The 24,466-nt window shown below is 26.9% G+C and carries 34 protein-coding genes; 4 read left to right on the top strand and 30 right to left on the bottom strand.

Annotated features, from left to right (window positions below):
- Window position 1 precedes the first annotated feature (1 nt).
- The 21 genes from E0D94_RS06645 to E0D94_RS06555 all read right to left on the bottom strand — a co-directional run bounded on the left by E0D94_RS06645 (window position 2) and on the right by E0D94_RS06555 (window position 8,165).
- On the bottom strand, window positions 2–469 hold the full coding sequence (locus E0D94_RS06645; RefSeq protein ID WP_130806500.1) for a DUF1064 domain-containing protein: 468 nt from the start codon (window positions 467–469) through the stop codon (window positions 2–4).
- Window positions 466–867 carry a nucleoside triphosphate pyrophosphohydrolase family protein gene (locus E0D94_RS06640; RefSeq protein WP_130806499.1) on the bottom strand — a complete coding sequence of 134 codons (402 nt, stop codon included), beginning with the start codon at window positions 865–867 and terminating at the stop codon, window positions 466–468. The genes E0D94_RS06645 and E0D94_RS06640 overlap by 4 nt, the downstream gene beginning before the upstream one ends.
- An 18-nt stretch (window positions 868–885) precedes the next feature.
- Window positions 886–1,116, bottom strand: a complete 231-nt coding sequence (locus E0D94_RS06635) for a hypothetical protein (RefSeq protein WP_242620491.1) — start codon at window positions 1,114–1,116, stop codon at window positions 886–888.
- A gap of 79 nt (window positions 1,117–1,195) precedes the next feature.
- The gene (locus E0D94_RS06630; RefSeq protein ID WP_130806497.1) at window positions 1,196–1,426 is read right to left on the bottom strand and encodes a hypothetical protein; all 231 of its coding nucleotides are present in this window, start codon (window positions 1,424–1,426) and stop codon (window positions 1,196–1,198) included.
- Window positions 1,427–1,428: 2 nt separating this feature from the next.
- The gene (locus tag E0D94_RS14775; RefSeq protein WP_165442889.1) at window positions 1,429–1,572 is read right to left on the bottom strand and encodes a hypothetical protein; all 144 of its coding nucleotides are present in this window, start codon (window positions 1,570–1,572) and stop codon (window positions 1,429–1,431) included.
- Window positions 1,569–1,757, bottom strand: coding sequence for a hypothetical protein (locus tag E0D94_RS06625; protein WP_130806496.1), 189 nt, complete (start codon window positions 1,755–1,757; stop codon window positions 1,569–1,571). Before E0D94_RS06625 ends, E0D94_RS14775 begins: the two co-directional genes overlap by 4 nt.
- Window positions 1,758–1,761: 4 nt before the next feature.
- Window positions 1,762–2,151, bottom strand: coding sequence for a YopX family protein (locus E0D94_RS06620; protein WP_130806495.1), 390 nt, complete (start codon window positions 2,149–2,151; stop codon window positions 1,762–1,764).
- 33 nt (window positions 2,152–2,184) lie between these two features.
- The gene (locus tag E0D94_RS06615) at window positions 2,185–2,616 is read right to left on the bottom strand and encodes a single-stranded DNA-binding protein (RefSeq protein WP_130806494.1); all 432 of its coding nucleotides are present in this window, start codon (window positions 2,614–2,616) and stop codon (window positions 2,185–2,187) included.
- Window positions 2,613–2,870, bottom strand: coding sequence for a hypothetical protein (locus E0D94_RS06610; RefSeq protein ID WP_130806493.1), 258 nt, complete (start codon window positions 2,868–2,870; stop codon window positions 2,613–2,615). Before E0D94_RS06610 ends, E0D94_RS06615 begins: the two co-directional genes overlap by 4 nt.
- On the bottom strand, window positions 2,863–3,222 hold the full coding sequence (locus tag E0D94_RS06605; protein WP_130806492.1) for a hypothetical protein: 360 nt from the start codon (window positions 3,220–3,222) through the stop codon (window positions 2,863–2,865). Before E0D94_RS06605 ends, E0D94_RS06610 begins: the two co-directional genes overlap by 8 nt.
- Window positions 3,222–3,407 (bottom strand): hypothetical protein, encoded by a 186-nt coding sequence (locus tag E0D94_RS06600; protein WP_130806491.1) that lies wholly within the window; start codon window positions 3,405–3,407, stop codon window positions 3,222–3,224. Before E0D94_RS06600 ends, E0D94_RS06605 begins: the two co-directional genes overlap by 1 nt.
- Before the next feature lie 10 nt (window positions 3,408–3,417).
- A complete protein-coding gene (locus tag E0D94_RS06595; RefSeq protein WP_242620490.1) occupies window positions 3,418–4,209 on the bottom strand; it encodes an ATP-binding protein in 792 nt (263 codons plus the stop codon).
- Entirely contained in the window at window positions 4,190–5,020 is an 831-nt protein-coding gene (locus E0D94_RS06590) for a phage replisome organizer N-terminal domain-containing protein (protein WP_130806490.1), read from the bottom strand. The genes E0D94_RS06595 and E0D94_RS06590 overlap by 20 nt, the downstream gene beginning before the upstream one ends.
- A 4-nt stretch (window positions 5,021–5,024) precedes the next feature.
- Window positions 5,025–5,318, bottom strand: coding sequence for a LysM peptidoglycan-binding domain-containing protein (locus E0D94_RS06585; RefSeq protein ID WP_130806489.1), 294 nt, complete (start codon window positions 5,316–5,318; stop codon window positions 5,025–5,027).
- A 42-nt stretch (window positions 5,319–5,360) separates the two neighbouring features.
- Entirely contained in the window at window positions 5,361–6,050 is a 690-nt protein-coding gene (locus tag E0D94_RS06580; protein ID WP_130806488.1) for an exodeoxyribonuclease X C-terminal domain-containing protein, read from the bottom strand.
- Window positions 6,051–6,062: 12 nt separating this feature from the next.
- Window positions 6,063–6,545: a siphovirus Gp157 family protein gene (locus tag E0D94_RS06575; protein WP_130806487.1), complete on the bottom strand. Its 483-nt coding sequence runs from the start codon at window positions 6,543–6,545 to the stop codon at window positions 6,063–6,065.
- On the bottom strand, window positions 6,546–7,274 hold the full coding sequence (locus tag E0D94_RS06570) for a phage antirepressor (RefSeq protein WP_242620524.1): 729 nt from the start codon (window positions 7,272–7,274) through the stop codon (window positions 6,546–6,548).
- A gap of 5 nt (window positions 7,275–7,279) precedes the next feature.
- Window positions 7,280–7,486, bottom strand: a complete 207-nt coding sequence (locus E0D94_RS06565; RefSeq protein ID WP_130806485.1) for a hypothetical protein — start codon at window positions 7,484–7,486, stop codon at window positions 7,280–7,282.
- Window positions 7,483–7,659 carry a hypothetical protein gene (locus E0D94_RS14770; protein ID WP_165442888.1) on the bottom strand — a complete coding sequence of 59 codons (177 nt, stop codon included), beginning with the start codon at window positions 7,657–7,659 and terminating at the stop codon, window positions 7,483–7,485. The genes E0D94_RS06565 and E0D94_RS14770 overlap by 4 nt, the downstream gene beginning before the upstream one ends.
- On the bottom strand, window positions 7,656–7,913 hold the full coding sequence (locus E0D94_RS06560; RefSeq protein WP_130806484.1) for a helix-turn-helix domain-containing protein: 258 nt from the start codon (window positions 7,911–7,913) through the stop codon (window positions 7,656–7,658). Before E0D94_RS06560 ends, E0D94_RS14770 begins: the two co-directional genes overlap by 4 nt.
- Before the next feature lie 33 nt (window positions 7,914–7,946).
- On the bottom strand, window positions 7,947–8,165 hold the full coding sequence (locus E0D94_RS06555; RefSeq protein ID WP_130806483.1) for a helix-turn-helix domain-containing protein: 219 nt from the start codon (window positions 8,163–8,165) through the stop codon (window positions 7,947–7,949).
- A 234-nt stretch (window positions 8,166–8,399) separates the two neighbouring features.
- On the opposite strand from E0D94_RS06555, the gene E0D94_RS06550 reads away from it, so the two are divergent.
- The 3 genes from E0D94_RS06550 to E0D94_RS06540 are packed head-to-tail and all read left to right on the top strand — an operon-like array spanning window position 8,400 to window position 10,834.
- Entirely contained in the window at window positions 8,400–9,173 is a 774-nt protein-coding gene (locus E0D94_RS06550) for a helix-turn-helix domain-containing protein (protein ID WP_130806482.1), read from the top strand.
- Between the two features lie 11 nt (window positions 9,174–9,184).
- A complete protein-coding gene (locus E0D94_RS06545) occupies window positions 9,185–9,643 on the top strand; it encodes an ImmA/IrrE family metallo-endopeptidase (RefSeq protein WP_341274563.1) in 459 nt (152 codons plus the stop codon).
- Window positions 9,644–9,649: 6 nt separating this feature from the next.
- A complete protein-coding gene (locus E0D94_RS06540; RefSeq protein WP_130806480.1) occupies window positions 9,650–10,834 on the top strand; it encodes a tyrosine-type recombinase/integrase in 1,185 nt (394 codons plus the stop codon).
- Between the two features lie 213 nt (window positions 10,835–11,047).
- Here the strand turns inward: E0D94_RS06540 and E0D94_RS06535 are convergent, their stop codons facing one another.
- The gene (locus E0D94_RS06535) at window positions 11,048–12,463 is read right to left on the bottom strand and encodes a hypothetical protein (protein ID WP_130806479.1); all 1,416 of its coding nucleotides are present in this window, start codon (window positions 12,461–12,463) and stop codon (window positions 11,048–11,050) included.
- 135 nt (window positions 12,464–12,598) lie between these two features.
- Here E0D94_RS06535 and E0D94_RS06530 point away from each other — a divergent pair, with 135 nt between their 5' ends.
- The gene (locus E0D94_RS06530; protein ID WP_130806478.1) at window positions 12,599–13,510 is read left to right on the top strand and encodes a selenium metabolism-associated LysR family transcriptional regulator; all 912 of its coding nucleotides are present in this window, start codon (window positions 12,599–12,601) and stop codon (window positions 13,508–13,510) included.
- A gap of 21 nt (window positions 13,511–13,531) precedes the next feature.
- Here E0D94_RS06530 and E0D94_RS06525 read toward each other — a convergent pair whose 3' ends face one another.
- From E0D94_RS06525 to E0D94_RS06490, 8 genes are all read right to left on the bottom strand, one after another.
- Complete coding sequence (locus tag E0D94_RS06525) at window positions 13,532–14,959, bottom strand: aminopeptidase (RefSeq protein ID WP_130806477.1); 1,428 nt, start codon at window positions 14,957–14,959, stop codon at window positions 13,532–13,534.
- Window positions 14,960–15,033: 74 nt separating this feature from the next.
- The gene (locus tag E0D94_RS06520; protein ID WP_130806476.1) at window positions 15,034–15,684 is read right to left on the bottom strand and encodes a response regulator; all 651 of its coding nucleotides are present in this window, start codon (window positions 15,682–15,684) and stop codon (window positions 15,034–15,036) included.
- Window positions 15,677–16,855, bottom strand: coding sequence for a sensor histidine kinase (locus E0D94_RS06515; protein ID WP_130806475.1), 1,179 nt, complete (start codon window positions 16,853–16,855; stop codon window positions 15,677–15,679). The genes E0D94_RS06520 and E0D94_RS06515 overlap by 8 nt, the downstream gene beginning before the upstream one ends.
- A gap of 30 nt (window positions 16,856–16,885) precedes the next feature.
- On the bottom strand, window positions 16,886–17,344 hold the full coding sequence (locus tag E0D94_RS06510; protein ID WP_130806474.1) for a chemotaxis protein CheW: 459 nt from the start codon (window positions 17,342–17,344) through the stop codon (window positions 16,886–16,888).
- Between the two features lie 71 nt (window positions 17,345–17,415).
- Window positions 17,416–17,586 carry a DUF896 domain-containing protein gene (locus tag E0D94_RS06505; RefSeq protein WP_130806473.1) on the bottom strand — a complete coding sequence of 57 codons (171 nt, stop codon included), beginning with the start codon at window positions 17,584–17,586 and terminating at the stop codon, window positions 17,416–17,418.
- A 61-nt stretch (window positions 17,587–17,647) separates the two neighbouring features.
- Window positions 17,648–18,646 carry a substrate-binding domain-containing protein gene (locus E0D94_RS06500; protein WP_130806472.1) on the bottom strand — a complete coding sequence of 333 codons (999 nt, stop codon included), beginning with the start codon at window positions 18,644–18,646 and terminating at the stop codon, window positions 17,648–17,650.
- Between the two features lie 22 nt (window positions 18,647–18,668).
- Window positions 18,669–23,984: a diguanylate cyclase gene (locus tag E0D94_RS06495; RefSeq protein ID WP_130806471.1), complete on the bottom strand. Its 5,316-nt coding sequence runs from the start codon at window positions 23,982–23,984 to the stop codon at window positions 18,669–18,671.
- A 43-nt stretch (window positions 23,985–24,027) separates the two neighbouring features.
- The gene (locus E0D94_RS06490) at window positions 24,028–24,447 is read right to left on the bottom strand and encodes a MarR family winged helix-turn-helix transcriptional regulator (RefSeq protein WP_130806470.1); all 420 of its coding nucleotides are present in this window, start codon (window positions 24,445–24,447) and stop codon (window positions 24,028–24,030) included.
- Window positions 24,448–24,466 lie beyond the last annotated feature (19 nt).

Here is a 24,466-nt window from a genome sequence, read left to right as displayed (position 1 = left end):
ATCAAACCTCCTTCTCAATTTTCAAATATAGCTCTGGATATTTATTTCTAAACATTTTCTTCACTCTTTTAAACTGTTGAGTCTCCATTCCTTTTGTATCAATAATTTCATAGGTATTGTCATTGTAGAATACTATAAAATCTGCCTTATAGGTTATCGCTCTATTGTCCTTATCAGTTCCTTCTGTCAATATGAATAAAGGCTGCATACAAAACCCTTTTATTGCTTTTCCCTGGTTTAACATTTTTAATTGATTATACTTCTTACCTTCTAATTTACTTCTAAAAAACATCCCATCAATCCAACTAGGTTTATTATTTAATTTTTGTTTTTTAGTTGGATTTTTAGTATTATTCTTGGATATAGTTGTGTTTTTGTTAGATTTCTTTGGATGATATGGACTTTTTTCATTTATTTTTACATTTCCACTTTTAAGTGCTTTTTCTAAATCCTCTAACTCCCAATTCATTGAATCACTATTTCCTTTTCCTTCTCTATCCTTTTAATCTGTCTTTTTACCTTTGATTCTTTTAATTCCTCTACTCGTCTAGCTATATAAACATCACTTAGTTCTAACTGTTCAATAAGGTTTTTAACATCTGCTATTTCTTCAATTAAGCTACCTAAAATTCGTGGATTGTTTAAATCTCTGCATCTTCTTTTATACTTGCATGCTGCTTGTATAACTTCTGAACATTCTTCTACTAACTGATCCAGCTGCAAATCTAATCCATAATGATTAAATATTTGCTTCTGTTGTTTTTTCACATCTCCTTTACCTTTTTTAAGTTGTTCATTTTCTAGCTTTAAACGTTTATTTTCTTCTTTCAGTTCCCTTATTTCAGTCTGACATACACGTTCAATCATCATTTCAGCTCCTTTTGATTAATCCATCATGTAAAAACCCATAACATCATACCCATCACTTAATAATACTTCTCTCATTGCTTCCATTGCTCTATTTCTGCTATTCCCTATCCCACAACCTACAGGATCAATTAAATAACCATAACCAATCCATTTTGTTTTTCCTGAACAATATAGCCCTGCTTTTTTAATCGTTTCTAAAACTTTATTTTCTCTAGCATAAGGTAAAGTTAGGAATATAGAATCCATATTGACAGTTCCACCATCTTCCGAATTACCAGCTTTTATACTTGCTTCTTTAGCTCTAATTAAACTTTCTTCTAATTTTTTATAATCTATTGTTATCTCCCCCTGCTATATTTTCTATTATTTTATTAGTTGCTTTTCCGGCACGTTCTTCACCTATTCTAAATTCTCTTAAAGTATTGTAGGTATCTTCAGCCATTCCTTCTAAAAGATTTTGTAAGGTTCTTTTAGTTGCCATTTCTAAATATAATTTAAGTTCTTCTGGATATTTTTCTTGTAGTGCTTTTAACCTTCTTTTTGTAGCTCTATCCACTACTAAACCTCCTTAATGAATATTTCACCTTTTGCATATGTTTTTTTAAGTTCTTCAAAATGTTTATATGCCTTTTTCTTCTTTTTGCTTGGATACCATGCTATTCTACTTTTGCCAAACATATCTCTTTTCCAAATCTCTATCATCTTCTTCTCCTATCTTCTACTTGTTTTTTCATAGGTCCATCTAATCCTAATAAATATTGATGATATTCTTTATCTCTTTTATAGCTCGTACTAGCTTTTTTCTTTGCTTTCCATTCCTTATATTCTTCACAAGTACTATGGCATCCAATTTCTCTTTTAGTACAGTTATAGCAGCAATTTTTCATCTTTTTACACCTCTAGTAGCTCTGGATTTTCGTATATATTTCCTATTACTTCCATAGTGTTTTTTATATAAGATAGTTTCTTGTTCCCAAAATTAAAAGCCGCCCAATCATCCTCATACCAAACTTCTATAATTTCTCTCTTACCACCAAAACTTTCATATATTAAGAAGTCTCCTTCATATATTTCAATTCCTTTTATATCTTTTAATCCTGTATATTGACCTAATGTATCTAGGTTTATAGGTTCATGTAAAGTTTGTCGTCCTGGTCCATTATTAGGATAAGCTATTATATGTCTTAAATTGTCTTTTCTGCAATCAGGTACGTTATAATAAAATCCATAGACCCATTCATCAGTAATTAAACTTTTCCCTCTAAACTTAATCTCTCTCATTTTTATTCCTCCTAATCCTGTTTTAATGTCTATTTAAAATGGAATATCCTCATCATCTACTGGTTGAAATCCATCCATATTTCCATATCCATTATTACTAGAATTAGAGTTATTTTTATTCTTGTTTCCAAACTCTAAGAATTGTACTCTTTCAGCTACAACCTCGGTAATGTAAACCCTATTCCCTTCTGAATTTTCATAACTTCTAGTTTCTATCCTACCTTCTACTGCTACAAGCCTACCTTTAGCAAGATAGTTTGCACAATTCTCTGCTTGTTTTCCCCAGACAACTATTCGTATAAAATCTGCTGTAGGTTTTCCTGCCTGTTCAAATTCTTGCTTTTTATCTTTAGATAGATTTTTATCTACTGCTAAATTAAATTGTGATACTGCAGTTCCATTACCAGGTAAAAATCTTAGTTCTGGATCCTTTGTTAATCTCCCAATAATCACTACCTTATTCATTGTTCACACTCCTCTTTATATGAATCTAATACATTGCATACTAAGTTAATAACCTTATCAAAAACATCATTTGTATATGTTTCTAAGTCTATAATAGTGCCCTCGATACCCATTTCATCTAGTCCCCACTCTAAGTAATCTAGTTTTCCTTCTATTTCATCAGCTATTATTTGCTCTTTGTCATAGCTACAATGGTCATTTCTTAGGTACTCTTTTATTTCTTTAACTTTATTGTTAAACTCTACCTTATTCATTGTTCACACTCTCCTTTTTTGTTTTTCTAGTAAACCATCTAACTTTTAATTCAACTCTGTTTCTATGTGATATTTCTATAGTGTTATTTGAGTCATTTAAATCATTGATCATTTGATTCATATCCTCAACATCCGTAAAATCATAACTATTAAATACAATGTTGTGAGGACCTCTTATGTTTTCTTTTAAATCTATAATGGTATAAACTGTATCATCAGTTGTAGGTCCTAAATCATTGTTAGTGCATACTGCAAATTTTTCATCTTTTGCTATAACTTCAAATACTAAATCCTCATCATCAAATGCTACCAAAGAACCTACCTGTACAAGTTCACTTAAATCACTATCCATTATTTATACACCATCTTCCAATTTGATTTTCTTATAGCTCTTATTAAACAACTAAGGCTGAGTTCTTCTAGGACATCTACATTAAATCCACAGTGTAGATTTTTGTTTATATAAATATTTTTATTGTTATTTAATTCAAATCCATTATCTTTTAATAATTGATGTTTTAAATTACTTAAGCTCATATTTACACTCCTAACTTAAAAGACTTTGTATTATTTTTTCTTTTTCTTTAGCAGTTTTAATTCTTCTGCTATATCCTTTTATCTCTAATGGATAGCACATTTCTATTAATCTGTCATAAGTTCTTGTTACTCCATCATCTGTTGTTAGCTTATTTTTTAGTTGCTCTAGAGTTAAATTTGTAGAAACTATCATAGGTTTTTTATTTCTATATCTACTATCAATAATTTCGTATAGCTTTTCTTTAGTCCAAGTAGTAGAATTTTCTGCTCCTAAATCATCTAAAATTAATAAACTAGCATTTTTAAGACTATTGATAACTTGTACCTCACCTGCATCTCCCCATTTCCCGTATGTGGCTTTTATTTTGCTTAGTAGTCCTAATGTACTCATAGCAATTAAAGGAACTCCTTTGCCTAGTAATTCATTTGCTATACAGAAAGTTAAGAAAGTTTTACCTCTACCAGGTTTGCCATGGAATAATATCCCGACATTTTCCTTTTTCATTTGTGGCCACTTATTGCAGTATCTTTTTGCTAAGTCGTACATTTTTTTATTTTTGTCATCTACTATAAAGTTTTGAAATGTACATTTCTTAAATTCATCATCCATTAAAGAGTTATTTCTTAACTTTTCTAATCTCATTTGTCTATCTCTGTTTTTTTCTTCTTCTATTCTTTTATCTCTTTCTATTTTCTGACAATCACATAACTTTCTTACTTTTGTATCTGTACCAAGCATATTTATTACCATGGCTTGGCTATCTCCACATTTTTCACAATAATCATCCGATACTAAGTCCAAGTCCTGCGTATTCGTCATGTTGTTCATTATTTCCCTTAGAGTTTTCATTATTAGCTCCTTCCCTTCTTAGAGTCATTCCACCTTCAGTTTTCCAGTTATTTAATATTGCATCTACGTACTTTTTAGTTCTCTTACTTCTACTTTCTGCTTCTAGTAGTGCATTTTTAAACCACTCATAACCATATTTTTTTAAATTTTCTTCTATCCATTCTGGAGTCATTCCATTTACATCAAATCCACATTTTTGGTAAAGTTGTGCTAATTCTTTAAATTCTTTATCAAAACTACTACTAGAATCTTCGTTTTTATATTTATCTCTAGTCTTTGTCTCTAACTCTATCTCTCTCTCTAACTCTATCTCTCTCTCTGGTGGATTTTTGTCCGGACATTTGTCTTTTTTATCTTCGGACATTTGTCCAGACAATTGTCTTTGTTCTTTTTCTATTCTTCTTCTATAATTTCTTTTTCTATCTGCCTCTGATGAACTTTGTCCTATGAAATTCTGTATATCAAGCATGTAAATGGCTCCATTGTCTAAAATTTCAATCAAACCTAACTCTTGAAATGTGCTTATAGCTTTTTCAACTACTCCTACAGAGTGTCTTGTAATCTGTGCTAAAATAGTAGGATTATAAGGTATTCTACCTTTGAACATTAACCTACCTTCATCTTTTAAACTTCTGAGATATAATTTAAGAAGTATATTAGAGTACAAGTAACCATCTGGCATACTTTCAAGAATTATCATTTCTTCACTTTCAAAAAAATTATCCTTTAATTTTAGATAGTAATATTTTTTATTATCAGCCATAAAATCACTCCTCTTCTGTTAAAATAATCAGCTTTTGCCCTATTTGTAAATTGCTACTTTCTAAATTATTAATCTTTTTTATCTCATGTATATAAATCCTTTTATCCTCACTAGGAGGAATATGCTCCCCTGCTATGCTCCAAAGAGTATCTCCATATGTAACTGTATACGATACCTCTTTATACTCCTTATAGCTTGTACTATCTATTTTCACCGTATTGATAAACAAGACTAAAAATAGTATAATAATAGCAAGGGAAAATATATTTTTTATAAAAGACCTATATCGTTTTTGCATTATATTTTCCCTCCCAATAGTCCTCTCGCAAAGGGCTATTTTTTATTTAATAAGCATTTTTGCTGCTTGTTGCATATAATCATCTCTTGCATTTTCATGTAGCCATTCTATATAACTTGGATTTTCTTGTGCTATTTCGCCTAGTGTTTTTCCACTATGTTTTCCAAATGTTACTTTTATATTTTTAGCATCTTTTTCTGTAAGATTGTCCATTCTTTCAGATTGCTCAAATTGTGCCATATCCTCTGTATCTTGTGTAAATATATCTGATAAACTTGCTACTGTAAGTGTTGCATCAACTTGTGCTCTTTTCTTAGCCATTTTAAGACAAGTATTATCTAGCATATATACATCCTGCTTAGCTGATTGATATTTTCTTTCTTTACTATTGCAGCTACCTAAACCTTGAGTTATGATCTGGTCATTCTTTTTTAAAATACATCTAACTGTAAATGCAAAGAATCCATCTTCATAATCTTGAGTCTTTTCTATGATTTCATATTCACTTGATAGTCCCATTAACATAAGTATCTTTTCTGCTCCAGGCTTTAATAAGCTATCCTTAGCTCCATAATAAGATGCTCCATAGTCATGTTTAGGTACTAATGCTTTCTTGATTATCCCTTGAAATCCTTGTATCTTAGTCATAGACTGTTCAGCCTTCTGAATATTAATGTTTTCTACTAAACTTAATGCTGTTGTTTCTTCTACATATCCATTATTATTTTCCATTATTTATTCCTCCTATCTTATTCTTAATGACTCTGTTTGTTTAAGGTTTACTCCTTCAACTTCTAATCCACTTTTAATTACATTTAAAATATCTCTAGTAAGTATCTTTTTCTCGTACTCAATAAATTCATCTGGAATCTTATATTCATCTACTATCTCTAATGAAGGGGCATTATTCTGATACCAAACGCTAAAAAGTGGAGTTTTAACCTTCTTATTTCCTGTAGCTTTTAACTGGTCATATAAATAATCTTTAAGACTTTTAACTTTGTTCTGTAGAGTGTTCTTCTTACTTCTAAGTCTTTTTTCTTCTTCTTTGATACTATTGATGTCTGACTCAATATTTTTAACTAATTTAGCTATATTTTCAGCTTTAACATTTATATCTTCCTCTAATTGTTCAAGTGCCTTTTCTAGTCCTTCTACTTCTGCATCATCATCTTCTAGTAAGTTTAAAATGTTATTGTATGTTTCTGTTAATTCATATAATTTCATCTACACTGCCTCCTCTGATTTTTCTTTTATTAATCTGTCTATAATATAAGCTTGTCCTTTTCCAGTAACACGTGTAGTTCTATAAGTGAAAGTTCCTTTTCTAGTTTCTTTTACACCTTCATTAACTTCAAAATATCCTCTGTCCATACCAGTTTGCTTTGGTTCTGTTGAATCTTTTAATATTAATCCCCAATTTCTTAATTTATTCCAAAGTCTTTTTTCTCCTATAACTATTCCTTTCTTACTTGCTACTTTTGCCACTTCTCTAACTAAAAGTGAATTTTGACTTGCTGCTATTTGTTTGTTAAATCTTTCAGCTTGTAACCTTTTTTCCTTTTCTTCCTTTAGTTGAGTAGCAATTTTAATAATTGTATCTGGATCTGTTAAAACTTCTTCTATTTTTTCATCTGTCATATATGTTCCGTGTTTTCTTATACTTGGAATAACCTCATGAGTAATCCATCTTTTAAACCTTTTTGCTGATGGTAACTTAGAACTTAAAATCAAGCTATACATTCCACTTTCATTTATAAGATATGTTTTTCTATTTTGCCTGCCATCCCAAATTGGGAATTCAGCTTTTTCATCTTCATCTACATGCATCAATACAGCTTTACTTGTATTTGAATATCCTAATATTTCTGCTATATCTTTTCCTACAAACCAAGGCTCATTATTCTTTCTAATTACTCTCACTTGTCCAAATTCTTCTTTTTCAAATATCTTCATGTTATTCAAGCTTGTACACCTCCTAGAATATCTTTTTTTATACAGTAATCATTTATTATAGGTAACAGTAAACTATAATTTGTAAAAGCTGCAGTGGATCCAGAATGATAATAAACAAATGCTCCTTCCTCTTTTAAAGATTTAATCTTACCTATTTCAACCATATCTCCATTTTTATAAATAACTAGTTGTCCTACTTTAAAATCTGTCATATCTCCAACCCTCTCCTTTTGTATTCATCTTCTATGGTCATACATTTGAAGATATAATTTGGATTCTTTGTATCTAAAACAGCTTGTCCAAATTCTTTTTGTAATTCTTCATCATTCAAGTGCTTCAAATAGAACAAATAATCTTTAGTGTTCTTTACTGATTTTGTTTTCATATAAGTTCACTCCCTATGTTATTTTCTAACCACTCATCTAGCTTTGATATAATAGTGAGTCTTGAAACTCCAAGAATAATAACTGGGAAATCTTTAGAATGAGTTAATCTTCTAGCTTTATCCTTACTTATTCCTAAGACCTTAGCTAATTCTGAAATATTAAGTGTTTTTCTTTTAATCTCTTTTTTATGATTTTCAATCATTTTAGATATATCTTTAGTTTCTGGTGGTGTCACAGTTATACTTGGTTCCATTTATATCTCCTCCTTTTTTACAAAACTTTATACTTAATTGACACTCCCTTTCTCCTTATGTTTATAACTTGATGATTCAAGTAAGTATTCAATTGAAACCCCAAAATAATTAGCTACTTTAAATATAGTATCTGCTCTAGGAGTTGATTTTTCCCATTTACAAATACTTCCTGTTGAAAGTTCTAATTGTTTTTCTAAATAGTAAATGGATATATTTCTGTCTTTACACAATTTTTTTATTTTTTGGTACATTTATATCACCTTCTTTCTTTTAATTTTAAAAATTTTGGGTAGACTATTGACAAGACGCTGAAAATATTCTATTATATAAGCACCACACTTAATTGAATATTTTCTGCACTTGTTTTTTTGTGCTGATTATTTTCTGTGCTTAATTACATTATACAGAATATTTTCTGTATGTCAATCTTTTTTTTGCAGAAAATATTCTAAAAAATTAAATATACTTATTTAGGAGGAACTTAAATGAATTTATTAGATAGAGTTAAAGAATTGTGTTTAGAAAATGGAATTTCTCAAAGAAAGTTAGAGTCAAAGTTGGAACTAAGTAATGGTGCAACTTCAAAATGGGGTAAATCATCACCAAGTGCAGATGTACTTCAAAAGGTGTCCGACTTCTTCAATGTCTCAACAGACTACTTGTTGGGTAAAGTACCATTTAAAAATGAAACTGAAGCACACTATTCTATAAATATAGCAGCAGTAAAATATTTGTTAAATCATAAAGAAGAAATCCCTTATTACTTTGCCCTAGGCACAGGTTTATATAATATGTCAGACAATGATTTTGATTCTGATATTATTGCTTACTCTGAAACTTTACTAAATAAATTTGATAAAAATTTATCCTTAACAGATTTAGAATTATATGAGTTATCTCATATAATGTTTTCTGAAGTTAAAGGACATGATTATACTGGAGTTATAATCCTTAAAAATTTTGAGGACGACTCATTTTCAATCCGTTTAGATTTAAATGAAATAAACAAAGTAAATAAGTTAAATTTAGATAAAAGTTTCTTTTTTAAATCTCACAATACGACTGATGATTCAGTCTTTAAATACAATTCAGTTTTAAGTGAATTAGTTGATTCCAAATTCAAAAATAAAAATGAAATAACTGAAGATGAACAAATAAATACAATAGCAGCCCATCATGCCGGGGAAAATTTTACTGAAGAGGAATTAGAAGAAATTCAAAGATTTAAGGAGTTTGTTAAGTCTAGAAGAAATAACTAAGGGGGGTTATCATGTACGAAAATCTAATAAGAGAAACTGAAGAAGAAGGAATAGAAATTGTGGAAATGAAACTGACAAATAATATAAAGGGTTTGTATGCTGATAAAATCATTGCAATAAATAAAAATATAGATACTAATACAGAAAAAAAGTGTATTCTAGCAGAAGAATTGGGACATTACCACACCTCCAGTGGTGATATATTAGACCAATCAAAATTAATTAATAGAAAACAAGAAAAGAGAGCTAGAATTTGGGGGTATAAAAAACTTGTAGGAATGACTAAATTAATAAATGCTTATAAAAACAACATTACAAATAGATATGAATTAGCTGATTTTTTAGATGTAACAGAAGAATACATAGATGAAGCTCTAGAATATTATAAAGAATATTACGGTATATCGTATAAAATTGATAATTATATAATATATTTTGATCCTTTATCTATCTTAGAAATCTGGGAGTGATAAAAATTGTCAAAGACAAGAACAAAAGCTAATGGAGAAGGTACTATATATACTCAAACAAGAAATAACAAAAAATATTATAGAGGCCAAATTGCCATAGGCTATGATGAAAAAGGAAATTTAATAAGAAAATCCTTCTCTGGATATGACAAAAAAGATGTGCTTAAAAGAATGAATGAATATCAATACAAAATGAATACAGGGTTAATATCAGAAGATGATAAGATAACTCTTCAAGAATGGTTTTACACATGGCTATTTGAATTTAGAAAAATAGATTTAAAACCTTCAAGCTTTGAAAGGTATGAAGGAATATATAGAAACTATATAGAAAATTCTCCTATAGGAAAAAAGAAACTTGCTGATATTAGACCAGCTCATATACAAAAATATATGAATACTCTTTTGGAAACTAAACCTATATCTACAGTTCATACAGTAAGTAAGTTTTTAAGTACTTGTTTAAATGAAGCAGTAAAACAAAACTATATACAAAAGAATCACTGTAAGAGTATTAAACTACCAAAAAAAGTTAAAGAAGAATCCTTCACTGTTTTTACATTAGATGAACAAAAACAATTCATTGAAGGAATTAAAGATCATAAATATGAAATGGCGTTTTTATTAAATTTAAGTACTGGTTTAAGACTTGGAGAACTATTAGCACTTAAATGGGATGATATAGATTTTACTAATAACACACTTACTATAAATAAATCTATAAAACGAGTAACTTTTGTAGATAAAGAAGGAAAAAGAAATAATAGGATAATAGAACAAACTCCTAAAACAGAATCAAGTAATAGAACTGTACCTATACCAGATAATATAATAAATAAACTTAAAAAATACAAAGTAAAACAGCTAGAAACAAAATTAAAAAACAAGGAATTTTATGAAGAAAAAAATTATATTTTCTGCGATAAATATGGTCATCCTTTAGATCCTAAGAATATACCTAGAAACTTTAAATCTGTACTTAAAAAAGCAGGCATTAGAGAGATTAAATATCATTCACTAAGGCATACATATGCCACAAGACTTTTTGAGGCTGACGTACCAATTAAAACTGTTCAGTCTTTACTTGGTCATAGTGATATAACTACTACTATGAATATCTATACTCATGTAACTAAAGAGAAAAAATCTGAAGCTGCAGATAAAATAAATAATTTATTCAGTGTGCAGTAGTGTGCAACGAGTGTGCAGTAGGAGAAATTTTTTTGATTTTCTTATTATAAAAATCGTAATATCAACTTATATATGCGTTGATATTACTACGTTTCATAAAAAACCATTAAAAACCAGAATATTAAAAAACGAGTCCCACCTTCGGCACCATAGAAAAAAGCTTTAAACTATTGAATTTACAAATTCAATAGTTTAGAGCTTTTTTATTTTATTTTATATTATAAACATTGCTACTACAGTAGTTACTACAAGTCCTATTATAACAGGTATCAAGTTTCTTCTAGCAAGCTCAAATGGATTTACTCCACATATAGCTGCTGCAGGTATTACTGCCCATGGTACAATTGTACCTCCACCTACCCAAATTGCAGCTACTTGCCCAAGAGCTGTTAATGTAGCAGCTCCACTACCTATAGCTGTAGAAAATAACCTTGCAATTGGTCCAACTAACGAAATTCCTGAAAACCCTGAACCATCAAGACCTGTAATACTACCAACACTAGTTAAAGTAATAGCACCAACCATATCATTTAAAGGCACTGAATGGGCTAAGGCAACACCTAAATCATTTACTATTCCTTGTGACATTTTAGGTAATACTTCCCCAAATACAGTCACAAAACCCATATCTCCCATATAGAAAAATGCAGCTATAGGTATTACAGGTCCAAAAATTTTAAATCCAAACTGGAATCCTTTAATTAAAAATTGTGTTATCTCTTCTAGACCTTTACTTTTATAAGTACACATAGAAATAAGAGTAAGTATAAATATTGCAGTTCCTCCAACTAAAGCTGTTGCATCTCCTCCTTGTAAATTAGCTTTTATCATAATAAATACATCTAAAGCAAATAATATAGGAATTATTATAGAAAATATCTTTTTTGCTCTACTAGATAGCATTGTCTTTACAATACCACCTTCAGTACCTTTTTCATTGGAATAAAGAGACATATTTATATTATTTTCTTCTGCACTTATCTTATTATTTTTCATATCTCTTTTAAGTATTATAAATGCTACTATAGTTGTAACCAAACCCATAGTAATCACAAGAGGTATACTTGCATTTATTACATCTCCCACAGGTAATCCTGCTGCCTCAGATGTTAATTTAGGAGCACCTTGTATTATAAAATCACTTGATAACGCTATACCATGACCAAATAAATTCATTGCTACAGCTACACCTATTGCAGGAAGACCTACTTTTACTGCTACTGGCAGTAATACAGCTCCCATTAAAGCTACAGCAGGTGAAGGCCAGAAAAACCAAGATATTATCATCATAAGTATACCTATTATCCAATATGCTAAAGTAGGAGTTTTTATAAATTTAGTAAATGGAGATATCATTACTTCACTTATTCCTGTAGCTTCTAAAACCTTACTCATTCCATAAATTATAGATATTATAAGTATAGTCCCTAATAATTCTGTTATAGCATATATAAGACTATTAAATACCCCTGAAATTGCAAGTGGTAAAGATTTAGTAGCGACTATACCAAGTATAAAAATTCCCATAATACATACTAAAGTCGTATCTCTCTTTTTCACCATTATTCCTATTATTAAAAATATGAATATAAGGTATATCCAGTGAAGTGAGTTTAATGTTATAGACATAAACATTCCTCCCATAAAAATTTATTTGTTAATAGTTTATGCCTATATATAAACTTTGTGAGCATTTGGAATTGACAAATAAATAAGCCTAGCATACTATTAATATATATTCATAAATAAAAGGTGGTGATTTTTTTGGACTTTAGACAACTAGAAACCTTTGTTCAAGTAATTGATTCTAAGAGTTTTTCTAAGGCAGCAAATAATTTATATTTAACACAACCTACTGTAACAAGTCATATTCAAAATCTAGAAAAAGAAGTAGGTACAGCTTTACTAAATAGATCAAACAAAAATATAACTTATACTAAAGCTGGTAGTATCCTTTATGATTATGCAAAAGAAATTATTAATTTAAAAGATACTGTCCATTTTAAGCTTGGAGAATATAAAGGTAAAATTGAAGGTAATCTATTAGTATCATCAAGTACTATCCCTAAATTATACATATTGCCTTATCTTTTAAAAGATTTTGTTGAAATATACCCTAATGTTACAATTGATATGATGCGTAACAATTCAAAAGATGTAATTAAAGATATTTTAGATAATAATATGAATTTTGGAATTGTAGGAGCAAAATTAGATAATAAAAATTTAGAGTATATTGAACTAATAGAAGATGAATTAGTTTTAATTTCATCAAAATCTTTAACTCCGAAAAAAAATCAAAAGCTAAGCTTAGATGATATAAAAAACGAAAAATTCATTATGAGAAAACCAGGCTCTGGTTCACGTCTTTTATTAGAAACTGCTTTAAAACAAGTTAATCAAAATATAAATAAATTTAACGTTGTTGCAACAAGTGAAAGTAATGAAACAATAAAAAAATTGGTAGAACTTAATGTGGGTATAAGTTTTATTTCTAAATTAGCTATAAAAGAAGAAATTAAAAGAGGTGTATTAAAATCTTATACAATTAACAATTTAAATTTAAATAGAAAATTTTATTTTGTATATCATAAAAAAAGAAATTTATCTCCTCTTGCAAATACTTTTAAAAACTTCGTCTTAGATTGGATTAAAAAAACAAAAAACGGGGACTAATTAAATTAGTCCCCGTTTATATTATGCTTTATAAAAAGCATTGTATCCCTTATATGTCATATATACATCTGCCTTACTAACTACTTCATAAGGAGCATGCATACTTAGTACTGGAACACCACAGTCTACTACCTCCATACCATATTTTGATAACATATATGCTATGGTGCCTCCACCACCTTGATCTACTTTTCCTAATTCACCCATTTGCCATACAATATTATTTTCATTAAATATTCTTCTTACATCAGAAATATATTCTGCATTAGCATCATTACTTCCACCTTTTCCACGAGCACCAGTATATTTTACAAGTGTTATACCTTTTCCAATGAAAGGTGCATTTCTTTTATCTAATACTTCTGGATAATTTGGATCAAATCCTGCTGATACATCAGCAGATAATACTCTAGAATTAAGTAATGTTCTTTTTAATAATAATTCATTATAGTTATCTTTTACTAAAGATACTACTTCTGCTGTTATATTTTCAAAAAATAAAGAATTCATACCAGTGTTTCCTACACTACCTATTTCTTCCTTGTCTGCAAATAATGCAACTGCAGTTTTAGTAGGATTGTCTATATCTAAAATAGCACGAAGAGATGTATATGCACAAACTCTATCATCATGGGCATAAGCTGCTATAAGACTCCTGTCTAAACCTAAATCTCTAGCCTTACCAGCAGGAACTGCTTGAAACTCTGCTGTTGTAAAATCTTGTTCTGTAATATCATATTTCTCATTTAATGTATTTAAAATATTTAATTTGATTTTTTCATTTAAATCTTTTTCATTATATGGAATACTTCCGATAACTATATTAAGCCCCTCTCCAGTTATACCTTCGCTTAACTTTTTAGACATTTGGTCTTTAGCTAAATGTGGTAATAAATCTGTTATCATAAATATAGGATCATTTTCATCTTCACCTATAGAAATATTTATTTTTTCCCCATTATTTTTTACTATAACACCATGAAGAGCAAGAGGTAATGATACCCATTGATATTTCTTTATTCCTCCATAATAATGAGTTTTAAGTAATGCTAATTCTGAATCTTCGTATAATGGAAACTGTTTTAAATCTATTCTTGGTGCGTCCACATGAGAGCCAATAATATTCATGCCTTCTGTAATATCTTCAGTTCCTATAATATACATAACTACTGATTTCCCTTTATTATTAGCATAAATTTTTTGACCAGGTTTTAACTTTGATTCATTTTTTATAAGCTTATCTAAGTTTTCATATCCATTTTCTTCAGCTATTCTTATAATTTCATCTGTTGCCAATCTTTCTGTCTTTGATACATTTAAAAACTCTTTATAATCATCTCCAAATTCAAATATCTTTTCATTTTCATTTTGTTCAATTTTTTCCCATACATTGTCCCACTTATGAGTTAAAGTTTTCTGTAGTTTTTTCCCCTTTGTTTCTTCTGACATTAAAATCCCTCCATTTTTAAATTATACTTTAATACATATACCCAATTAAATTAAATATATCTAATTCAAAATATTTATATTTTTTTTATGTTATTTTTAAATGCAAAAATGGCAGCTTGAATTCTATCAGTTACATCAATTTTTTTAAATATATTAGAAACGTGATTTTTAACTGTTTTTTCACTTATACATAACCTTTCGCCTATTTCTTTATTATTTAAGCCTTCTGCAATAAGTGTTATTACATCATATTCTCTTTTAGTTAATGAATCTCTTTTTAATTTTTGTTGATATTCATTTTCATCTTTATACCCCTTAACAAGTAATGTTGTTAAGCTTTGTTGGATATAAGTTTTACCATTATTTACATCTCTTATTGCATCCATCAATGTATCTGAATCAGCATCTTTCAATACATATCCATCTGCCCCAATTTTTATAGTTTGTTCCAAGTACTCTCTATCATCATGTATAGTTAAAATTATTATTTTAGAGTTTATACCCGATTCCTTTAAACGTCTTAATGCTTCTATTCCATTTATTTTTGGCATGTTAATATCTAATAATATCACATCAGGACATTTTTCTATACCTTTATTTATTGCTTCTCTACCATTAGAAGCTTCAGAAATAACTATAAATTCATTATCTAACTCTAAAATTTTCTTTAATCCTTGTCTCATTAATGAATGATCATCTGCTATCATCAGTGAAATCTTACTCATAAGACTCCCCCTCTCTATTCATTGGTATTGTAAGTGTTATTTTAGTTCCTTTGTCTTTCTCTGATTTTATATCTAAAATAGCATCTAATAATATTGCTCTTTCTTTTATTCCCATAATTCCATAACCACAGTTTATATCATTACTTGTAGTATCAACCTTATCTAAATCAAACCCTTTACCATTATCTTTTATTACTAAATTAAAACTCTTTTCATTAGATTCTATCAAAATGAGAACTTGAGTAGCTTCAGAGTGTTTTTTAACATTATTTAAAGCTTCTTGAACTATTCTAAAAATTGTAAGATTTCTATATACATCCAATTCTTGCTCCATTGCTAATACCTTTATATTTACTTCAATTGCTGTTTCTTCATAAAAGAATTCAGAATATCTCTTTATTGTTGGTATTAGACCTAAATCATCTAAACTCATAGGTCGTAAATCGTAGATAATTTTTCTTACATCCTTTAAGCTGGCCCGTACAATAGTTTTTAATTCTCTTAATTCTCCTACTGCTTTTTCATTATCAATGTTTATCATTTTTTCAGTTATTTCTGTTTTTAAAATTACATTTGCAAGCATTTGAGCTGGTCCATCATGGACATCCCTTGCAACCCTCTGCCTCTCTTCTTCTTGAGCTTTTATTATTTTAATTCCTAATAATTGTTTTTTGTTTAAATTTTCAACTGTTTTTGATACTTTATTAGCATTTTCAGTTAAATATTTTAAAGCAACACCTATTTGAGCTGTTACCCTCTCAGCTCTTTTTAAATTATTATAATTTGTTTTTAATTTCATTTCCAAATTATTTCGCTGATGAATTAAATCTTTTTCTTCTTTTCTTGTTATCATAAGTTTAATTCTATAATCATTTGCAACTTCATATGCATTTTTTATATCTTCTTCACTGTACTTTATAAAGTTCTTACTTACCTCAGCAAGTTTATTTCTACTTTTCATTTCTTCTATCTCTATTTTATCAATTTCTTTTATTTTATCTTTTATTTTTTTCTTTAATTCATCTATCTCGTTATTAAGTTTTTGACATTCTTCCCTTATAGTTTCAGATATTTCAAAAATTTCTCTCTTTCCGGCTTCTATTGAATCTATTGTTCTGTCAAGTACTTTACTTATTTTATTACCTGTTAGTATATCATCCAGTACAATCACCCCAAAAAGCTAAATTAATTAGCTAATACTTTAGTCAACTTCAAGCTTTTCTATTTTTTGTTTTTCACTATCCGTTAATACTTTTTCTAAATCAATTATTAAAATTAATCTATCTTCAACTTTTCCTACACCTGTTATATATTCTGAATCTATTCTAGTTACCATTTCAGGTGTATTTTCAATATGCTCTTCATCTATTCTTATTGTTTGTGAAGCTTCATCTACCACAAATCCTACTTGTTTATCATTTATATTTATAATTATTACACGTGTATTATTACTTATTATTAAATCATTTAAATTAAATCTTTTTTTCAAATTAACTATTGGAATAACTTCTCCTCTATAGTTAATTATACCTTCTATAAATTCTGGAGAATTTGGTATTTTTACAGGCTCTTTATATATACCAATTTCTTTTACATTTATTATATTTATACCATATTCCTCTCCATCTAATTTAAATACTACAAACTGTTTTTCTGACACATTTACTCCCCCTTTTAAATTGTATAGCATATAATATCTAAATATGTAAAATAAAGAGACTAAGAGTATTCTTAGTCTACTATTTCTATAGAATCTAACTGACTTTTAAAATTTTTTCTAAAAGATTTCAAATATTCTTCTCTTAGTTTTTTCTGTTCCTTTTTTTCATCGTCAGAAAGATTGCCTATCTTTGATTTTTTTGCTAATTCATTTATTCTTGAAATTTTTTCTTTTGATAACATTGTGTTACACTCCTTTAAACTCATATCTATAGTTTAAAGTATATTTGAATTTTTTTCAAGTCTATAGTTTTCTTGAGCTATCTCTTTTTTGTATTTGATAAGGCAGTTTTATATGTTTTTCTTCACTAGGTTCCTTAGATAGTTCTTTAATTATCTTTCTTATAGCAACTGCACCTATATCATAAAAAGGCTCTTTTACTGTTGTAAGTTTTGGTCTTATTAAAGAAGCTATTTGTATATCACCAAATCCTACAATTGATATGTCTTCAGGTGTTTTAATATTGTTATCATAGCAATAATTTAATGCTCCTATAGCTATTTTATCACTACTACAAAGAAGTGCTGTAACTCCATTTTCAGTCAATGAACTATTTAATGCGCTATATCCTTCTCGTATATTTAGTCCTTTTGTTTTAAATATATATGAAGAATCTAACTCCATTTCATTCATTGCCCTTTTATAACCATTTAGTTTTTCATATTGTGTGGAATTCTCATCTTCTAAATACCCTACATATCCAATTTTTTTATGTCCTAAACTTATAAGATATTTTGTCATTTCATAAGCAGCAAAATGATAATCAATACTTACTGTTGGATACTTCTCAGATTTAGAATACCTGCTTAAATATACAAATGGTATATCATACTCACTAACTTTTTTATCAACTTCATCATCAAGTGTAGAAGATATTAATATCATCCCCTCTACTTGCTTTCTGTTTAGCAGCTGAATATATTTAAGTTCAGCTTCTTTATCTCCATAGCTACTACAAAGTAAAATATCATAGTTATACATTTTTCCTATTTCTTCAATTCCTCTTACCATATCTGCAACATATGAATCTGCTAAATCTGTCACTATAACTCCTATCAAATAAGATTTCTTAGTAACTAATGTTCTTGCTATTTCATTAGGCTTATAACCAATCTCTTCTATCACCTCTAATACCTTTCGTTTAACTTCTGGACTTACGGGTTTTGAATCATTTATGACTCGTGAAACTGTTGATATTGATACTCCTGATAATTTTGCTACATCTTTGATTGTTACTGCCAAAATCTTCACCTCCAAAATTTATTTAAATAATAACTGAAATTATATTTGATATTATATTTACATAGTTGTATATGTTATAGTCAAATTCTTTTTCTTTTATTGGAACTGATAATTTGATTAAAGCCTTTATTTCACCATTTAAAATTGCAGGTGTTATTACAATAGACTTCCAATTAGGACTTAATGTTATATTATCAATATCATCAGTTTGTTCCCAATCTATTAAATATTCTCCAGTCTTATTTTCTATAACTCTATTAATTATATCTTCATTTATTTTACTATTATCTATCCATTTATCTATAAATCTTTCACGTGTATATATTCCACTTATTTGTTTTTGATCATTCAATAATATTAGTGAACCTTTTTTTGATTCAGTTATTTCTATTAATCTACCAAGTAATAAAAAGTATTTATTTTGCTTTGGAATATTTTTTTTAATTAATTCTATTATTTCAACTATTGCTAATACCATTCTATGATCATGTACAATATTTCCTGTTATTATGCCTGCTAATTTATCCAATGTTTGAGAAAAATCTTCTAAAGACTTATCCCATTTAACCGACATATTTCTATTTCTATTTTTAGCATTATACAATGCTTTATCCGCATTTTCAATTATCTCTTCTCGAAACTGTCCATCTTCAGGATATTGTGATATCCCTATACTAACAGTTATATCTCCTGGCTTATTTAACAATTTACTACTTGCAATACTTTTTCTTAATTTCTCAGCTACTAAATAAGAACTGTCTTTATTTGTTGAAGGAAGTATTATAATAAATTCTTCTCCACCATATCTAGCTATAATATCAGTATTTCTCAGTTGATTTCTAAGAATATTACCTATTTTTTCTAATATCATATCTCCAGTTGGATGTCCATAAGTATCATTGACTTGTTTAAATTTATCAATATCAAGCATCAAAATAGAAAATATTAAGTTTTCTTTTCTACATTTATTGTATAATTCACTGTAAATACTCTCCATATACTTTCTAGTATATACATTAGTTAACTTATCTATAGAAGATAATACTTTAAAATTATAATTATCAATATTTAAAGATATTAAATTAATTAACTTTTTAATTTTGATATAATTAACTTCATTAAATTTATTAAATAACTTATCTGTGTCTAAATAAATGTAGCCTTTAATCTTTTTTAGATCATTATTCTTATTTCTCCTATCATTTGTAATAAAAGTTGCTGAATTTATTTTACTATAAATAGGTAAAAATAATATAGCTGTAATATCCTGTGATAAATTATTTTCTCTACTTTCCCAAGGTTCTTTAGAATATTGTATATATCCATTTGAATTAGAATGTAACAATCTATCTATAATATTTTTAACCTTATTTGAGTCTTCAATTCCTCTATTCATTATAGTATTAAATTCATCTTTCTTTTCATCATATAAGGATACCATTGCTCTACTAGCTAATATCTCTCTCATTGCATACCTAACTATTAAATTAATATTCTTAAGATAATCTGAGCCTAAATTATCTAGTAAATCATCAATATCTATTATATCCATAATACAAGAATCAGCATATTGATTTGATACTAATGTTAGAAAATTTTCATCTGAAAATAATTCTTGATATTTATCAATATCAAAATAAGAATTAAGCGTCAATTTATTTTCATTTTTAAAATCATCATTCATTAGATTTTTTATTATATATAATTTTTCAATAACCTCATTTACGCGAAAACTTTTAGCAATATTAATCTTTATTTTTTGTTCTTTAAACTTTGATGAAATTTTATAAAAAGATTCTATAAAGATTAAATAGTAATTAGCTGAATCATAATATGTTTCATTTTCAAAATATTTTTTGGCAATTATTTTACTTGTAATTAATTTTAAGAGTGATATATTAAGATCTTGAAATTTCACATATATCAATTTTAATTGTTCCAAATTATTATCTATAGAATTTTTGATTAAATTTTTCATGTTTTTTATTAAATCATTACAATCTTTATATGACTTTTCTCTATCAATGTTAAATAATATTTCTGCTAAATTATAATCATCTTTTAAAACTGCCACTATACCAAATAATAATATAAAGAAGCGATCATACCATTTCACATTTATAGATTTATACATATCAATTAAATTATTAAATTCTATTTCATCATAATTTTTATTATTAATATACTTGATAATTACTTTAATAGTAGTAGCTTTAAAATAATTAATATCATTATAATTTGGATACAAATCTATTATGCCATTCGCTATATTTTCAGCTTTTTTATAATCTGATAATATAAAGTAATATAATAAACTTAATTCTAAATACTCATCTATTTCTTCAATAAAAATTAAATTTTTCTTATGAAACACCTTTAATTCTTCTATATAAGGTTTTATTTTCATTAATTCTCCTGTTTCTAAATAGATTCTTACAAATTTTATATAAGAAGACGCAATTAAACTTTTTTCATCTATATCAAATGCAATGTCCCTCATGGATTTGATATACTTTTTTGCTAAATCATATTTGTTTTTTCTAATATATATTTCAGAAATATTTATATAAAAATGGGACATATCATATCCAGAATTAAATTTCTTAGAAATCTGTAGCCCTTTTTCAAAATAATTCATTGCTTTATCCATATCTTCATAATTTTCACTATAAATAAGTCCTAAGTTATTTATAGGTTTGGTTATTTGTAAGACCTTTTTTGATTTTTCATAATAAAATATGCTCTTTTTATAATATAACTTTGACTCTTCTAACTCTCCTAATATAAAACTTATAATTCCCAATTGATTAAATAATTCAGCAGTATTATGATGACTATTATTTTCTAATGAAATTTTTAAGTACTTTAAACTAGTTGCTAGTATATCTTTATTTACACCAATGGAAAAATTAATCTTATTTATCAAAATTATTGATTTTAATAATCCTTCTATATAATTAATCTTATATGCTACTTCTTTTGAATTTTTTATTATATTAATTGCTTTATCATATTCTGATAACCTATAATATATATCGCTTAATAAGTTTTTTATATCTACAACAACTTTAAATTTGTTTAAATCATATGATATTTCAAGAGCTTTTTCATAATAAGCTATAGCTTTATTTTTTTTGCCTTGTTTATCATATAATTTAGCCAAATTAATATATATTTCAATGTTGTATTCACAAGGCTCAATATTATTTAAAATATCTTTAGCCATTTTCCATATCTCCATGGATTGACTATTTATATTTAACTGTTGCATAGACTTTGCAAAATTTATACTATAATATATAGATTTTTTATATTGTTTAGACATTTTTAAATGATATATTAGTTCTTCTATATTATTCCTATCCTCTTTTTCATATATTTCTTCTAATATATTTGATGCCTTTTCATGTAAAGCTATTCTATCTTCTTCAGATAAATTATAGTAAATATAATTTTTTATTTGGGTATTATATATATCATAAGTATATCCCCAATCCTCTAATTTCTCCTCCAATAACTTTATAGAGACTAATTTTTCAATATTTTCATCTATACCTTCACTTTTAACTTCATAATGCATTTTATTAATTATACTCTTAGAAATAGAAGTATTAAAAATAGCTATTTTTTCTATAGTTCTATATAATTTTTCTGGAAGCAAAGTTAATTGATTTTCTATTGCTTCAGTTATATTATTAGGTATATATAGTTTAGAATATTTACTCGCCTTATAATCCCAAACACCTTCTTGATTTATAAAGAGCTCTTTTCTAACAAATAGACTTTTTATAATTTCTTCTATATACCTAGGATTACCGTCAGTTTCCTTATACAAAAAAGTAGAAAAGTTCATAGGCTTCCTATTCATACCTAAAATATTTTTTATAGATAATGATGTCTCTTCTAAATTAAATTTAAGCAATTTAAAATTCATTACCTTTTTATTAAATTGCCACTTTTCTATTTGCTTTATCTTAGTTTCATTTCTAGTTAAAATATTAGAATTATAGGAAATTATTATTATAACAGATTTATTTTCAATATTGTTAATCATATAATTTATAATATTGAATGTATCATCATCTGCATAATGAATATCATCGAAAATTATGTATTTAGGTTCATTTGATATGTCAAATATATAATTAGATATTCTATCATATAAACGTAACTTTTCCTTTTCCTCACTTAAATATTCAGAAGGTAAAATGTTATATCTCTCTTTTAATTTAGGCATTATTTTTACTAATTCTGAACCATACTTATCTAATAATTTATCTTCATGTTCTCTAATTATAGATTTTAATATACTTTTCATAGAATTTAAGTTGTTTTTATTATCTTTTAACATTTTTACTTTATATACTTCTCTACTTTTCAGCATAAGCCTATATTTAATTTCTGATAATAAGCTTGTTTTACCTACACCTTCTTCACCATCTATTAATATAACTTTTTTTGAATTATTATTTTGTATTTTTTTATCATTTTCCATAATAAAACTTATTTCATCATCTCGAGCTATCAATGGTGTTTTAAAATTTAAGACCTCTCTTGTATCTTTTAATTTCTTTTCATAGTCTACTATATCAAGCATATTTAAATCTTTTAAAATACTTTTAAAATCCTTATATACTACTTTAATATTATGACTTAAAAGTCTATTTTTAATTGTATTTAATTTATTAAATATATTATCTTCATCAATATTATTATAATTTTCATTACTTAGCATATACTCTAAGACTCTTCCTAAAGAATAAATATACTCATAATTAGATGAAAAATTAGAACTCTTAATAATTTCAGGTGTTCTTGAAAACTCAAAATAGGAATTATATTTATTAGTAACTATTTCAAAGGTAACAGATGCTATATCTTTAATCTTTAAAGAAGTAATATCTTTATTACAAATCAGTATATTATCAGGGTGAATATATTCTTTACTTATACCTCTAAAAAACAAATAGTCTGATATAATACATAGTTTTGAAAATATGATCAAAATATCTTTAGAACTAAATTTTTTATTATAATTTACTATAGGAGTACCTTCAAAAAATTCTGTAGTGTAAAAATATTTATCTTTTTTAACTTTTTTGTTATCTATGGAATTAATTACAGAAAAAGTATAATCTCTTAATATTAAACTATTGTTTATAGTACAAAAATATATGAAGTTTTTTGTGAAATGGTCTTTTATTCTAGATATATTGTTTATTATGTTAAGAAATATAGTTCTATTTGAATCAATTAAATCTATAGCTTTATATGTAACTTCTTTATTATCTTCTTTATAAAGATCTAAAATTTTATACCTATTATTTATAATCTCCATATATATCCCCCTTGAAATACAACTATATTATTAATAATCAATATTATTTCATAACATTATATAATTTCATTAAATTTCTAGCTAATATCTCCTTTTCTTCAATATTAAAATCTTCTAATACTTTTGAAAGATAATCCTTTCTTCTATTTAATACATCTTCTACAACTTTGTTTCCTTTATCATTTACTTTAATTCTAACTATTCTTCTATCATTTTTATCCTTAAATCTAGAAACTAAATTATTCCTTTCCATTCTATCTACAAGATCAGTTATAGTACTACATGCAAGTGCCATTTCGTTACTTAACTCTCCTATAGTTAAATTCTCTTTTGATGCTATTCTTTGTAATGCTATAAATTGAGGAGCTGTTATAGAATGATCTTTTAAAATCTCTCTTCCTTTTTTTCTAATTATATAATCTATTTGTCTTAAGCTGTTCTCTATATCAGTAACTATATCCATTACTTCACTCTCCTTTAGA

The sequence above is a fragment of the Senegalia massiliensis genome (assembly GCF_900626135.1).
Taxonomy (GTDB): Bacteria; Bacillota; Clostridia; order Tissierellales; family SIT17; genus Anaeromonas; species Anaeromonas massiliensis.
Note: the sequence above shows the minus strand (reverse complement) of the source record. Positions and strands in the feature narration are given on the sequence as shown.

Excerpts from the sequence above, each read along its gene's own strand:
- E0D94_RS06645 (WP_130806500.1), bottom strand. The coding sequence starts at position 469 with ATGAATTGGGAGTTAGAGGATTTAGAAAAAGCACTTAAAAGTGGAAAT.
- E0D94_RS06640 (WP_130806499.1), bottom strand. The coding sequence starts at position 867 with ATGATTGAACGTGTATGTCAGACTGAAATAAGGGAACTGAAAGAAGAA.
- E0D94_RS06635 (WP_242620491.1), bottom strand. The coding sequence starts at position 1,116 with ATGGATTCTATATTCCTAACTTTACCTTATGCTAGAGAAAATAAAGTT.
- E0D94_RS14775 (WP_165442889.1), bottom strand. The coding sequence starts at position 1,572 with ATGATAGAGATTTGGAAAAGAGATATGTTTGGCAAAAGTAGAATAGCA.
- E0D94_RS06625 (WP_130806496.1), bottom strand. The coding sequence starts at position 1,757 with ATGAAAAATTGCTGCTATAACTGTACTAAAAGAGAAATTGGATGCCAT.
- E0D94_RS06620 (WP_130806495.1), bottom strand. The coding sequence starts at position 2,151 with ATGAGAGAGATTAAGTTTAGAGGGAAAAGTTTAATTACTGATGAATGG.
- E0D94_RS06615 (WP_130806494.1), bottom strand. The coding sequence starts at position 2,616 with ATGAATAAGGTAGTGATTATTGGGAGATTAACAAAGGATCCAGAACTA.
- E0D94_RS06610 (WP_130806493.1), bottom strand. The coding sequence starts at position 2,870 with ATGAATAAGGTAGAGTTTAACAATAAAGTTAAAGAAATAAAAGAGTAC.
- E0D94_RS06605 (WP_130806492.1), bottom strand. The coding sequence starts at position 3,222 with ATGGATAGTGATTTAAGTGAACTTGTACAGGTAGGTTCTTTGGTAGCA.
- E0D94_RS06600 (WP_130806491.1), bottom strand. The coding sequence starts at position 3,407 with ATGAGCTTAAGTAATTTAAAACATCAATTATTAAAAGATAATGGATTT.
- E0D94_RS06590 (WP_130806490.1), bottom strand. The coding sequence starts at position 5,020 with ATGGCTGATAATAAAAAATATTACTATCTAAAATTAAAGGATAATTTT.
- E0D94_RS06585 (WP_130806489.1), bottom strand. The coding sequence starts at position 5,318 with ATGCAAAAACGATATAGGTCTTTTATAAAAAATATATTTTCCCTTGCT.
- E0D94_RS06580 (WP_130806488.1), bottom strand. The coding sequence starts at position 6,050 with ATGGAAAATAATAATGGATATGTAGAAGAAACAACAGCATTAAGTTTA.
- E0D94_RS06575 (WP_130806487.1), bottom strand. The coding sequence starts at position 6,545 with ATGAAATTATATGAATTAACAGAAACATACAATAACATTTTAAACTTA.
- E0D94_RS06570 (WP_242620524.1), bottom strand. The coding sequence starts at position 7,274 with ATGAAGATATTTGAAAAAGAAGAATTTGGACAAGTGAGAGTAATTAGA.
- E0D94_RS06565 (WP_130806485.1), bottom strand. The coding sequence starts at position 7,486 with ATGACAGATTTTAAAGTAGGACAACTAGTTATTTATAAAAATGGAGAT.
- E0D94_RS14770 (WP_165442888.1), bottom strand. The coding sequence starts at position 7,659 with ATGAAAACAAAATCAGTAAAGAACACTAAAGATTATTTGTTCTATTTG.
- E0D94_RS06560 (WP_130806484.1), bottom strand. The coding sequence starts at position 7,913 with ATGGAACCAAGTATAACTGTGACACCACCAGAAACTAAAGATATATCT.
- E0D94_RS06555 (WP_130806483.1), bottom strand. The coding sequence starts at position 8,165 with ATGTACCAAAAAATAAAAAAATTGTGTAAAGACAGAAATATATCCATT.
- E0D94_RS06550 (WP_130806482.1), top strand. The coding sequence starts at position 8,400 with ATGAATTTATTAGATAGAGTTAAAGAATTGTGTTTAGAAAATGGAATT.
- E0D94_RS06545 (WP_341274563.1), top strand. The coding sequence starts at position 9,185 with ATGTACGAAAATCTAATAAGAGAAACTGAAGAAGAAGGAATAGAAATT.
- E0D94_RS06535 (WP_130806479.1), bottom strand. The coding sequence starts at position 12,463 with ATGTCTATAACATTAAACTCACTTCACTGGATATACCTTATATTCATA.
- E0D94_RS06525 (WP_130806477.1), bottom strand. The coding sequence starts at position 14,959 with ATGTCAGAAGAAACAAAGGGGAAAAAACTACAGAAAACTTTAACTCAT.
- E0D94_RS06520 (WP_130806476.1), bottom strand. The coding sequence starts at position 15,684 with ATGAGTAAGATTTCACTGATGATAGCAGATGATCATTCATTAATGAGA.
- E0D94_RS06505 (WP_130806473.1), bottom strand. The coding sequence starts at position 17,586 with ATGTTATCAAAAGAAAAAATTTCAAGAATAAATGAATTAGCAAAAAAA.
- E0D94_RS06495 (WP_130806471.1), bottom strand. The coding sequence starts at position 23,984 with ATGGAGATTATAAATAATAGGTATAAAATTTTAGATCTTTATAAAGAA.
- E0D94_RS06490 (WP_130806470.1), bottom strand. The coding sequence starts at position 24,447 with ATGGATATAGTTACTGATATAGAGAACAGCTTAAGACAAATAGATTAT.